At 47.6% G+C, this 12,574-nt stretch carries 9 protein-coding genes; 4 read left to right on the forward strand and 5 right to left on the reverse strand.

Features of this window, described 5'->3' with window-relative positions:
- Positions 1–67 precede the first annotated feature (67 nt).
- The 4 genes from HP570_RS08730 to HP570_RS08745 form a co-directional block, all read right to left on the reverse strand.
- The gene (locus HP570_RS08730; protein WP_173625476.1) at positions 68–1,441 is read right to left on the reverse strand and encodes a TraB/GumN family protein; all 1,374 of its coding nucleotides are present in this window, start codon (positions 1,439–1,441) and stop codon (positions 68–70) included.
- A gap of 230 nt (positions 1,442–1,671) precedes the next feature.
- Positions 1,672–3,144: an S-layer homology domain-containing protein gene (locus tag HP570_RS08735; protein ID WP_173625477.1), complete on the reverse strand. Its 1,473-nt coding sequence runs from the start codon at positions 3,142–3,144 to the stop codon at positions 1,672–1,674.
- A 164-nt stretch (positions 3,145–3,308) separates the two neighbouring features.
- Entirely contained in the window at positions 3,309–4,505 is a 1,197-nt protein-coding gene (locus HP570_RS08740; protein ID WP_173625478.1) for a DUF418 domain-containing protein, read from the reverse strand.
- Between the two features lie 108 nt (positions 4,506–4,613).
- Positions 4,614–5,147 (reverse strand): 3'-5' exonuclease, encoded by a 534-nt coding sequence (locus HP570_RS08745; RefSeq protein ID WP_142495396.1) that lies wholly within the window; start codon positions 5,145–5,147, stop codon positions 4,614–4,616.
- Positions 5,148–5,381: 234 nt separating this feature from the next.
- On the opposite strand from HP570_RS08745, the gene HP570_RS08750 reads away from it, so the two are divergent.
- Complete coding sequence (locus HP570_RS08750; RefSeq protein WP_254495141.1) at positions 5,382–6,590, forward strand: GDSL-type esterase/lipase family protein; 1,209 nt, start codon at positions 5,382–5,384, stop codon at positions 6,588–6,590.
- A gap of 69 nt (positions 6,591–6,659) precedes the next feature.
- Here HP570_RS08750 and HP570_RS08755 read toward each other — a convergent pair whose 3' ends face one another.
- Entirely contained in the window at positions 6,660–7,379 is a 720-nt protein-coding gene (locus tag HP570_RS08755) for a metallophosphoesterase family protein (RefSeq protein WP_173625479.1), read from the reverse strand.
- 136 nt (positions 7,380–7,515) lie between these two features.
- Here HP570_RS08755 and HP570_RS30110 point away from each other — a divergent pair, with 136 nt between their 5' ends.
- The 3 genes from HP570_RS30110 (at position 7,516) to HP570_RS08770 (ending at position 12,556) form a co-directional block, all read left to right on the forward strand.
- Entirely contained in the window at positions 7,516–10,611 is a 3,096-nt protein-coding gene (locus HP570_RS30110) for a GNAT family N-acetyltransferase (RefSeq protein ID WP_173625480.1), read from the forward strand.
- A gap of 14 nt (positions 10,612–10,625) precedes the next feature.
- Positions 10,626–11,483 (forward strand): amidohydrolase family protein, encoded by an 858-nt coding sequence (locus HP570_RS08765; RefSeq protein WP_173625481.1) that lies wholly within the window; start codon positions 10,626–10,628, stop codon positions 11,481–11,483.
- A gap of 227 nt (positions 11,484–11,710) precedes the next feature.
- The gene (locus HP570_RS08770) at positions 11,711–12,556 is read left to right on the forward strand and encodes a DegV family protein (protein WP_173625482.1); all 846 of its coding nucleotides are present in this window, start codon (positions 11,711–11,713) and stop codon (positions 12,554–12,556) included.
- Positions 12,557–12,574: the final 18 nt, after the last annotated feature.

Raw genomic sequence — 12,574 nt, forward strand, 5'->3', positions numbered from 1 at the left:
GAAACCTGGTTTTTCGAGCAACAAAAAGAAGTGCCAGCCTGCGCGCCGACACTTCCTATTCCAGCTCTTATTGCAATTGTTGCACCTGATAGCCCTTGGCTTTCAAATGATCGATAACCATGCCTTTCATGGAGAAGTGGGCAGCACCGACCACGACAAAAGAAGTCGTTTCTCCTTTTTTCTCCAACACTTCTGCCAGTTTAATAGCCATGTTTTTGTCTCGCTCACCGAGCAGGCGCTGGTTCACTTCGCCTTCACCAAAATCGCCTTTCGTCGTCATGATCTGGGTAAAGCCATTGAGATCGCCTTCTACCCATTCCGTCTGCATATCTTTTAAGAGCTTTGTGCCTTCCTCCAGCCCTTTTTCGGTCATCGCACTATCTAAAATAATGTTCAATTCTTTCTCCTGCTGCTCTGCCGGTACACCTGACAGCAAGTCTGCTTGCAGCTTAATGCCTTCCAGCTCCTTGATCGGCTTCTCATCCAGCATCGCCTTCGTCAGGAAGTACCTGTCGATGCCAGTCAGCATCGCGAACTGAAGATCCGTTTCACCGTCTGCGTAGCCGAGCGTTGGCACAGACAACGCAATAGCAAATGGCTTGTAGGCATCAAAAGAATTGGCTGGCAGTTGCAGCTTTACAAGCAATTTTTGCACCTTTTGGTACGTCTCAGCGGATACGTGATCCTTCAGTGTGGTGCCATCTGTGTATACCATCTTTTGTGTTAAATAATCATTGTCACCGTTAATAATATCGGCTTCGACCCACAGTTCATCCGACTCTTCATACGCTTCCCGGATGTCTTTTTGCATCGGGTACATATCTGCGATCCCCATGTGGATCGAGCCGAGTAAGTACATGGTATTTTTGCCATTAGTCACTTTCCACACGAGACCTTCGGCACCGCCGCCCACCGTATCGAATGCGAACTCGACCAGTCGGCTCGCCATCACCGTCGCTTGTTCAAGCGTGCTTGGCTGGTTCAGCTCCAGACCTGCGCTTGTCCCTTTGACCAAGCCTTTTTTCTTCATATAGTCAATCGGATTATCCCCGGCCATTTCGAATGCTGCTGGCAATTCGTAGTTCGCCAGGAGTTTGTACAGAGAAGTAATGACTGCTTCTCTCGTAATGACCTTATCAGTCGGAAAGGATAAGGAAGCGTTCTTCTTCTTCAATCCCAGAAGATCCAGCTTTTTCGCCGTTCCTTCCATCAACGAAATAAATTTGTCAGCAGGAATCGATTGCTGAAATGAACCGTCTTCATACCACGCCAGTGGAAAAATTCCGTATTTCTCCCCTTCGTTCAACGTGTTCACCGACCAAGGGCTGATTACGGGAGTTTGTCCGTGAACCGGAAGCACATACCCTAGCAAAAGCGCCAAACTGAGTGCACCTGTACCTGCCCAACGAGTCAGCTTGCTCCAGCATTTGTTTAATTTCATGAAACTTTCTCCTCTCGATTCTAAGCTGAATGATTTTATGCCACTCTATCTTAGTGGTAGATTATACCACAATTTTCTGGAAGAGATAACCGAATGATAGAAAAGAATAGAAAATAGGGCCTTTTTCACTATACATAAAAAGCAGCCATTCTGATCGTCAGGATCATGTTCATCACCATAAAAAAACTCACCCCCTATTTTACAGAAGGGTGAGTCCTTTTTCGAAATCGTTACTGAATGGATGCTTCTTCAATTTCTTTATACGCCCAATGACCAGGTGCGACATCCGGCCATCTTTGCGGACCAGCTTGGTTCTCTGGGACGCGATTCAGCACGCGATTGAGAATCGTTACGGCTTCGGCACGAGTCAGCGCTTTCTCTGGCTGGAAGGTGCCATCGGGGTAACCTGTCATGTAGCCTTTCGCAACAACCGCTGCAATGATTGGAGATGACCAGTGATCTCCCCTCACATCAAAGAAGGCAGTGCCCCCTCCTCCACCTTGCAAGGCCTTGTATTTATAAATGACCGCGGCTATTTCCGCCCGGGTAATGTTGGCCGATGGGCGGAATGTGCCATTGGTGTAGCCGCTCATCATACCCGCCGCACTTGCTTGATGAATCGGATTTACTGCCCAGTAGTTGTCGGCTACATCGAAGAACCTTCCCTTATTCGCAGAAGACTGGCTCACCATTCCGGCGTTCAGTAAAATGGCCGCCATCTCCGCACGTGTCACCGTGCGATCCGGTTGAAACGTTCCGTTTGGATAGCCGTTGATATAGCCACTTTGACTCTTACTTTTCTTATTGGTTGACGGGCGTTCCTCTTTCTTATCTGTAGAGCTGCCTCCCGTAAAAAAGCTGTTTGTCGGCGTGGTATAGGAACCTTTTTTACGGCCTTTGTCCCGATCCCGGTCTCTGTCCCGATATTTGTCATCCTCTAGATCTCTCCACGCTTTCTTCAAATCGTACAGAGCATCGTCTACCTCCGACTGCGTGGCATGTGGATCGTCGATGACATCCCATGCTTGTTTGAGTGCATCTTCCAAATCACGCCAGCTTGATCTGGTGTAGTCATCTTTATCCAAGTCTTTGTCCTCGATCTCTTCGACTTTGGCTCTCAATTCTCTTTTATAGACCGCGTCATCCTGTCTCTTTAAATCTTGTCTTGCTTTGATCAGTTTCTCAAGGGCAACATCTACGACAATCTGGCTCGCATGCGGATCATCCAGTACAAAGTAAGCATTCCCTAGTCGATTCTGTAGCTCTTTCCAGCTGGTCCTCGTGTAATCTTTTTCTTGCAGCTTTTCTACTGCAATTTCCTCTACTTTCGTTTGCAGTTTACTCTTGTCAACTGTACCTTCCTGCTTCTTCAGCCCGTCTCTTGCTATGACTAACACGGACAAGGCACCATCGATTTCTGCTTGGGTGACGTTTGGCTTCGTCAGTACCGCTTTTGCAGCATCCAACGCATACACAAGCTTGCTCCAACTGTCTGGCGTATATTTTTCCTGGATTAAGTTCTCGGCGTTAATTTCATTGACTTTTCCTTGTAAGTGACGAAGATCTACAGTGGCTTCTACCGCGGCAGGTGTTTCCTCTGCACTTGCTGCTTGGCTTACAGGCACGAATATGGATGCTTGGAAGATCAAGCAAAAGAGGCTAAAGAAAACCAGACTCGTTACGGCTCTGTGAAAACGTCCCAATTCCCATCCTCCGTTCTTTCCGATGACCTATCTGATCATCTTTTTTCCAACCATTTACATTGTATGATGGAGACCGATAAGTGGATTCATATTTTTAGAGGCCAAAAAACAAACAAAAAACCAAGTAGCCAATAGAGCAGCTGCTTGGTTTTTATTTCCTGATGCTACGCAGAAATAGGTTTTTCCGGGCGTTGCTTTGTCTTGCCGGAGAACGAAAAATTTGTCCACATACGCAATAGTCGTTCCACTGGACCATAACGGAATCGTTTTAGATACAGTGGGCTTAAGAAAAGCTGTGCCACATAAATCACGATCGCTAATCCACAACCAGCCAATATCCCGATCTTTCCGAACCATCCGAGTCCATATCCATAGAAGATCGTCGTACAAATAACGGTTTGCAAAAGGTAATTGGTTAAAGAGAGTTTCCCCACAGCCTCAAACCTTGGCAGCCAAGTTGATTCCGTGCCTCTGGAAAAGAACCAAACAAAGGCGAAAATGTAACCGATGGCAAGGATGCTTTCCCCCGTTATATCACCGACGCCACTCCACCAAGCTCCCGGCAGATACACATGTAGCGCTTTTAACAGAAGTCCCGCTGGCAAGAAGATCAGCATGTTTCGGAGATACGAGGTTCGTTCTTGCTCTGGCTTTTCGAACCACCTGCGCTTCGCAGCATACATCCCAAAAAGAAACATCGGTGCGCTCATAAGCGGCGCGATCAACAGCAAAACAAACATCATGTATTCTGGCAAATCAAGCGGATCTTCGTTGCTTCTGTGATGCACGATCTCCTCGTATGTTCCCGTGCCGTAGACGGTCATGGTTTTGACCACATAGGCTTCCATACGGGCAGAATCGGTAATACTCGCAGGATCATTCGGATCATTTGGAGCAAGCCCCATTAAACTGACGAGGCAGAGCAAGACAATCCCCCAAATGAGCAGAGTTTTCGGTTTCCGGTTCATGAACAGCAACAAAAAGAAGCCCATCATACCATAAAACCCCAAGATATCCCCTTCCCACAGGAAGTACGAATGAAGGAGACCAAGTCCGATCAGCATGAAAAACCTGCGGGTAAGGTAGCGTTTTTGTCTCAAGCCTTTGGCAGCCAAGCTTTGCTGCATTTTGATCATGCCAAAACCAAACATGAAGGCAAAAATCGGCATAAAGCTGCCTTCCACAAATATTTTCACAAGCTGATAAGCAGTCATTTCATAATCGGGGAGGGCGTACAACTCCATTTCTTGGCTTCCCCAAATCCCATACTGGAAAATCAGCATATTCGCCATCAAAATCCCTACTAAACTAAATCCCCGCAAGCCATCGATGATGCGAACGCGGTTCTGCTTTAGCTCCATGACAATCACCTCAAGTCTGATTGTAACGAGCTAAGCTTAATGGCTTCTAAATCACGCCTTACCGTTACCTTAATTTTACATTTATCGTAACTTGCGTATGATAGACGATCAGGAGAACTTCAACCGATCAAATATTTCGACGAATATTTTAGCGATGTTTCTGGCATCATCCATTCCACGATGATGCGTACCTTCGAGAGGGATATTTAACATTTGCAATGCCTTCCCCATCCCTACACCGCGCTCGGCTCCAATCATTTTGCCGTGTTGGTGCTTGATGCTGATATGGTGACGAATCCAGCTTGACGGCACATTGTGTAATTCACAATCCATTTTCAATTGCTTTTTATCGTAGAAGCCCCATGAACAAAGGTGATACTCACTGCCTATCCAGTTTTGAAAGTGGCTGATTGCTTCACCAAAGCTCGGTGCTTGATCCACCTCTTTTTGAGAAATGGATGTTAATTTTTTGCAAAAGTCTGAGAGAATAGGGTTTAGCTTTGGCTTGATAAAAGTTTGAAACTCATCCATCACGGCAAGGTTCTCATTCAGCTTTACCGCTCCAATTTCTATGATTTCATTTTGTTTCGTCCTGTCGTTTTCCCAGCATGTAGCTTCCAGATCAAAGATGATGTAATTCATAGTCATTCCTCCCACATAAAACATCGCATCATAAACCTTGTATGGTTTCTCTGCAAGTATACCAATTTTTCCCTAAAAGCTACTACCGCCGGCAATTGCACCTTGTCCAACTTGAAGCAAACCAATGCCTCCTGCCCCTCGTCTGCACCCAATATTGATCTCATCTGCACCCGATATTGATTTCTCTCTTCTATGATATGGCTATCTTGCAAGAAGGAGATATTGAGAATGAAAATGGTACAACGATGGGTAAGTATTTTTTTGTCAGTGGCGATACTATCGGCTCTCGTCGCCTGTGGTGCATCCGACGACAAGGGACAAACTCAGCTCGCTACGACACAGGCGCCTGCAGGTAGCTTTCAGGAATTGTTCGGCAGCAGCTTGTTCGTAGGCGACTCCATTATCGGAGGACTGACGAACGATGACCTACTACCTGAATCGAACGTTATGGGGGGATTGGGCGGAACGGTCCAATCTACGCTAGACAACGTCGAAGAGATCACGAGCCGCAAGCCGTCCTATGTATTCCTGTCAATGGGACAGAACGATCTTGGGGAACCGCTAGAGGAAGCGGAGAAGACATTCGTACAGAAATACACTCGGCTGGTCGATCGTATAAGGGAACTCCTGCCGGCGACCCGCGTCTACATGCTGTCGATTACGCCGGTAGATGCCGCATCGCCGTTCGGTTCGTCCATGAACCCACAGATTGAGACATTCAACGCAGCCTTGCAGAAGATGGCGAAGGAGAAGGGTATCGACTACATTGACCTTGCCCCCATTTTCCGGCAGCACAAGATTCAATACGATGAAGACGGCTCTCATTTCACGAACGCATTCTACCCAATCCTACTGCGCTATTTGAAGGAGCGGACCGATCTGGCTAATCAGTCGCGCGGTCCGGCGCTCATCGATACGAACGAAGCTTACAAAGCAGCGTTCAAGCACAGTGTTTTCCTGGGGGATTCCATCTTGGGGGCTTTGTCCTATCTGAATAAAGTAGATTCGGCGAATGTCATCGCCCCGAGCGGCGCGACGCTCTCTCTCGCCCTCATGAATGTCGAGAAACTCGCCAGCCGGGCACCGAAGCATGTATTCATTTTGCTGGGCAGCAATGACATTACATTGTCGGACAAGCAGGAATTCGTCGAGCGCTACCGCCAGCTGATCGACAGCACCCGGAACAAGCTGCCGAACGCCAAGCTCCACATCCTGTCGATCCCACCAGTCGCCGAGGAAACCCTGAAGAAAGTGCCGCAGTATGCGAACATTACGGACTTCAACCAAGCGCTCGAACAGCTGGCCGATGAAGTCAAAGTCGATTACGTAGACTTGTCACCCTTATTCACCGCCAACAAAATCCAATACGCAGACAACGGCGTTCACTTCAAACCCCATTTCTATCCGCTGCTCCTGGACTACTTGAAGGGAATTGTAAAGTAAGGAAATGGTCGTTTCGTTGGCAAGCGTCAAACAGCCCCCACCTTTTAACGAGGGTAGGGGCTGTGTATTTTAACTTTTGACAAAGTGGTTCCTGTATCCTTCCGTATTGATTTCCAACGCATTTAGTTGTCCGCCAGAATAGCCACACCCGCCATCTATTCCTATTTTATCACCTACTGTTGAATACCAAATTTGATTGGGTTCTGGATTCGATTTTATTCTCGAAGTTGGGGTGTGTCCAAATACCACAACTTTATCAATGCCTGTTGGACTTTCGATAAAATCCTCACCTATCCAGACAAAATCAGAAGGTGTTGTTTCTCGCCAATTCCTTGGAGAAACTCCTGCGTGTACAAAAATATGCCCTTCATCTTCAAAGTAATAAGGCAAATGATTGATAAAAGCAATTTCTTCTTTGCGCTCTACTTTGATTGTTCTTTTAACAAGCTCTATATCGTTAAAAACTGAATCATCCACACCTTGAAGAAAGCTTTCTATTGCGTTTATACCACCCATTTGATGTAGAAAAAATAAATCAAAGGAAGGGTTCCGAGAGTCTAAAAATTCAATCAAAGAATATTCATGATTCCCCATTAACGCAATTGCATCTTCTTCCTCCACCATTCTTTTTATCTCTGAAACAACTTTTAGGGATTCAGGTCCTCGACTTATATAATCTCCAATAAAAATAACTTGGTCCTGTATAGGCCTATAATTTACTTTTTCCAGTAGCTGCTTAAGTACATGAAAATAACCATGGATATCACCAATAATAAGTTTCCGTTTCATAGCTATCTCCTTCCTGCTTACTCTTATTATCCCATATTCAGATTCTTTTTCCGAAAACTAGCAACAATTTTGTCGATCATACGTACAACTCTTATAAGATACATCATTTAACAATGTAATCGAGGTGTTAACAAGCATGGAAGCATCAATCTCAATTGTCACCTACCGCCCTGAGCTAGCCGCAGCGGTCGCAGATATGTGGAATGCCAGCCGAGATAGCTGGGGAGGCGGAAATTCGATTACGACAGCCGAACAAATCAGACAAGAAGAGGCAGCCTCTGACGCTATCACTGTCTATCTCGCAATGGAAGGTGAAACGGTCGTTGGTTATTGCAGCCTGGCCGAATATCGGGAAGATACCGGCGCCCTCTACATCCCGTTGCTCAATGTACGTCCCGACTATCACGGAAAAAAGGTCGGCCGGATGCTACTCTCATGCGCGCTGGAAAAAACGATTGAGCTCGGCTGGCCGAGACTTGATCTGTATACGTGGGCAGGAAACACGAAGGCTGTTCCGTTGTATAAGAAGTTCGGCTTTTTCTGGGAAGACCGGGACGACGCCACCCATCTGATGAACATGATTCCTTCTGTGCTCCGTACCGAAGCAATCGCCCATTATTTTGAAGAACTTGACTGGTATCAGGACTCCACGCGGGAGATCGTCGTAGAGCCGGATGGACGCAAGGAAAACGGCTTTGATTACTTCACATACTCCTGGGCAAAAGGAGAACAGAGCTTGCGCGTGGAGTTTGAGCGGCGCGGTCGAGGCATGCGCCTCATCGAGACAGAAGATTATCTCGTGTCCGCCGAAGTGGAAAAGTTGGAGCTGGTCTTTGGACGGGAATATCAGATTCACTACCGGATCATCAACAAATCAGGCAAGCCGTTACAAATTTCGTTAAACGGGCAACCGAGCGACACGATCCGCTTTGATTATCAGCACGAGCTGGCTGTGACAGGGGATACCACGCTGTCTGCAACCTTTTTTGTCGATCCAATCGCAGAAGAGCAAAGCATCTGGCGCACGCATCCGCGTGTCTGCACCCACCTGCTGATCAACGGCAAGGCAGCGCTATTTGAGGTAGGAATCCTTCCCAAGTTTCCTGCTACCCTTTCCTTGCATGTACCTGGCCTCTCCTATCCGGGACAGACAAAACTGTTTTATTTGGACGTGGAAAACAACTTTGCGGAAGAAGCGGAATTTTCATTCAAGCTGCCCGCTTGCTCATTTTTCAGCTTACAAGAGCACCTTCACATACTAAAACTGTCCGGCAAAGAGCGCATTTCGCTTCCGCTTAACGCTGACCTGTATGAACACGGCTTTTACGAAGCCAACGTACAGGTGGAGACAAAACTCGCAGATGGCAGAGCGGTTTCTTTTGCCAAAAAAATCGGAGCTGCCTTTACCGGGCTAGGTGCGATGGTGTCGGGAGAAACGGAACAGGCTTGGCAAGTTCACCATGGCCGCCATTCGCTCTACTTGAACAAAGAAGATAATGAGATGACCGTTGTCGGCGGGACAGGCGGGGACCCAACTACTCTCTACTATCCCAAGCTCGGCAAACCGTTTTCCAGCGAGTTCTCGAAGAAGCGTGCCGAGAAAGTTGCGTTTATCGCTGAAAAGGGAGCGATCGGAATCCATGCGACGTATCACTCCAGTGCCTACCCGCAAATAGCGTTGGTTAGCAAAACGCTCCTGTTCGGAGATGGCACCGTAGAACACGGATTGGAGATAGAAAACCACTCGGCTGACAAGCTGGCTGCTGAGCTTTGGCTTAACCAAGGCTTTCATCACAGTTTTCTCCGCCCCATTGTGCCGTACCAAGGCCTTTATGTTGAAACACCATCCTCCTATGGCAGCGATATGGATTATTGGGATGCTGAGTTAGTCAGTGAAAACTGGCTGTTTACACAAGATAAAACGGCCCCATGGGGAATGTGCTGGCCTCCTGAATACCGTTTTGACATTCAAGGCTGGTATGTCACACTGGAAACCAATCTCGGCATGCTTGCCCCACATGAAAAAAAATCGTTCGGCCCGATCCACTTCTCGCATGGTGGCTATGCCGACTGGAAAGAGTTCCGCGCCTTTGCCCGTAAGGAACCTATGCCAGCAGACCTGATCTTGACCTCTCACCTGGAGTTGAGTGCCAATGGGCAGAATCCTTTTGTCTCAAGCACAGACGTGGATGTACAGGTGAAAGAGTACAAGCAGCAGTACTTGGAAGGAGAACTGATGGCATCTCTTATGAGTGAGTCAGCCTCCGGACAAACGCAGAGCTTTACAGAAGATGAGGAAGAGACGGAATCTGGCTTCTCCTTCAAGACGCCAGAAAAACCATATGACCTCGTACAAGTAGAGGGACGCTTTGCTACGCATGTGTCGCATTTGCAGAGCGCCATTTTCCCAATCGGTCAAGGTAAGGTCATCCAGGAGCAAACAGTGGAAGAGGGACAGCAGGTCTATATCGCCGACAATGGACGATTGCGGATCAAAGCAGCTCCAGATTTTGCCTCCACACTCTACTCGCTCACAAGCAATGGGCAGGAGTGGCTGGACAGCGCCTTCCCTGAGCGGAAGCCGAAATCTTGGTGGAATCCATGGACAGGTGGAATCGGCAACTATATGGAGGAGTTAAGTGCGTTTTCATTGGTTAAGGAAGAGCGGACGGCTTCGTTTGTCGAGCTAGTCGACAACAAGCAAAATGCGTGGCAGGGAATCAAGGTGAGCTACCATGTGAAAAAGCAGGAGAAGTATCGCGGGTTGACTTGCCACCAGTATTACTTGCTGCTGCCAGGAGTACCTGCCCTCTGTCATACCGTAGAGATTGAGCAGAATACCGGAACGTACTTTGCTGGCAAAGAATTGGCCACTGACATCTTTTTGCAGACAGGAACCGAGGACGCAGCGGTATGGCTGAAAACGGTCGGTACAAACGGTGAGGAGCTCAACTACACGCTGGCACAAGGTGAATTGGATGTCCTTGAAGTCTCCGATTATGTTCTGGGGCGAGCTAACAGCAAGGATCAGATGCATATCGTTACTGACCTCGATACTGCGGACCTCCAAGTATACGCAAACAAAGAAGTGGCCGTAGCTTCCGTCATACGCGAACTGAATCTGCCAAACAACAGCACGACCTTTACTCCGCCTGTCTTTTTCCTGTTTGCCGACAACACGCTCCCATCCAATGCCTTATCTGACTTACGGACGATTCGCTTTGCCAAATAAGGGAGGGCTTCACAATGAAAATCATTGATGCGCACATGCATTTATCCCATATCGAGGAATTCAAGCGGACGGCAGCTGAAAAGTCGTTTGTCGATTACTCTGTCGCTGGTCTCTTGCAAGAATATGCCGAAAATGGCGTGGTTCTTGGGATAGGCATGGGCTTGACAGAGACTCAGCCAGACGGCTTTCCCGATGTGGAAGCTCTCACTCCTATGGGACTAGACCTGACAGACGAGTTGCCACCACAGTTCGTCTATTGTCTGGGAATCAATCCGTTCAAGCTGGATGACGCAGCAGTGGCACGCTTGGAAGCTGATTTGCAAAAACCCAACGTCGTCGGGTTGAAAATCTATCTGGGCTACTATCCCTTCTACGCCTATGATAGCGTCTACGATCCCGTCTATGCACTCGCTGCCAAATACCAGGTGCCTGTCGTCTTTCACACCGGCGATACGTACTCAGAGCGTGGGCTCTTAAAATACTCCCACCCGCTCACACTGGACGAGGTGGCGGTGAAGCATCGAGACGTCAATTTCATGATGGCCCATTTTGGCGACCCGTGGGTACTCGATGGGGCAGAGGTTGTTTATAAAAACCGCAATATGTTTGCAGATCTCTCCGGCTTAATGGTCGGTGACGCAGCCAATTGCAAGCGACTCGCGGAATCTCCTCTCTTCTTCTCCCATCTGCGCCACGCGATCACCTATTGTGATCATTACGACAAGTTTTTGTTCGGAACAGACTGGCCGTTAGCACCAGTGAAGTCGTATATCCAGTTTGTACAGGACCTGATCCCAGCGGAATATCACGAGGATGTGTTTTACAAGACAGCATTGAAGGTGTTTCCAAAAATCAAGCCGTTAGTTGAGTAGACGATACAAATCCTAAATCCCATGTCTCTTCCTCTCGAAGAAACATGGGATTTTTCATTTGTTCAAGAAAACTTCTTCTATTTACGACAAAAAACGACAGTTTCCGTATTATGATACATATATGCGAGTTTACTTATACATCGTCAGGTTCGGACAACCATGACCCAAAACTTTCGAGAGTAAAGAGATAGCAAGGTTTCTACTAAATTGGGGGAGGACATGTTTCCTTGAAGAAAAAAATTGCCTGGGTTACAGACAGTACCGCGCTCATACCTGAACACGTCATGGAAGAGCATGACATCTACGTCGTTCCACTGGAGATTATCTTTGAAGATGGCACTTATGAAGACGGCATTGATTTAGCTCCTGAACAGCTTTATCAAAAAATTATGCAGGCCAATCATGCTCCCAAAACGTCGCAGCCTTGCTTAGGAAAATTTGTGTCGCTCTACGAACGATTAAAGGAAGAGTATGAATGCGCGATTGCTGTCCACCTCTCCTCTGATCTGAGCGGAACCTATAATACAAGCGCAACAGCAGCCAAGATGGTAGACTTCCCTGTCGAGTCGGTAGATTCCAAGCTGATGTCGTACCCGATTACCTCGATTATCTTAAACGGAATCGAGCAAGCCAAGGCAGGAAAAGGCTACCAAGAGATTGCCGCTTCCTTGCGCGAAGAATACAAATCTTTCGAGAACTATATCCTGGTCGGCAGTCTCGACCAGTTTTACAAGGGCGGCCGAATGACCGGTTTGCAATATTTCATCGGCAATCTGCTTCAGATCAAGCCGATTTTCCAAATTAAGGATGGGTTGTTTGAAGTATATGAAAAGGTTCGTACCGAAGGAAAAGCGGTCAAACGCATGCTGGAACAGCTGGAGAACGCCAAACAGAACTACTCCGTGAAGCACGTGCAGATTTTGCATGGCAACGTCTTGGACAAAGCGCTGGAACTGAAAGAGAACATTCAGAGCAAGTACGCCGATGTCGAGGTGTTGGTTGGGCCGATCAGTTCTACGATTGGGGCGCATGCTGGGATGGGGACGCTGGCGCTCGCGTGGAGAAATGAGTAGGGCTTGAACGTAAAAAGT

It is taken from the genome of Brevibacillus sp. RS1.1, from assembly GCF_013284365.1.
GTDB lineage: Bacteria > Bacillota > Bacilli > Brevibacillales > Brevibacillaceae > Brevibacillus > Brevibacillus brevis_D.

Bases quoted from the DNA above. Each gene is read 5' to 3' on its own strand.
- HP570_RS08740 (WP_173625478.1), bottom strand. From the start codon at position 4,505: ATGGAGCTAAAGCAGAACCGCGTTCGCATCATCGATGGCTTGCGGGGA.
- HP570_RS30110 (WP_173625480.1), top strand. From the start codon at position 7,516: ATGGAAGCATCAATCTCAATTGTCACCTACCGCCCTGAGCTAGCCGCA.
- HP570_RS08750 (WP_254495141.1), top strand. From the start codon at position 5,382: ATGGTACAACGATGGGTAAGTATTTTTTTGTCAGTGGCGATACTATCG.
- HP570_RS08745 (WP_142495396.1), bottom strand. From the start codon at position 5,147: ATGAATTACATCATCTTTGATCTGGAAGCTACATGCTGGGAAAACGAC.
- HP570_RS08730 (WP_173625476.1), bottom strand. From the start codon at position 1,441: ATGAAATTAAACAAATGCTGGAGCAAGCTGACTCGTTGGGCAGGTACA.
- HP570_RS08755 (WP_173625479.1), bottom strand. From the start codon at position 7,379: ATGAAACGGAAACTTATTATTGGTGATATCCATGGTTATTTTCATGTA.
- HP570_RS08765 (WP_173625481.1), top strand. From the start codon at position 10,626: ATGAAAATCATTGATGCGCACATGCATTTATCCCATATCGAGGAATTC.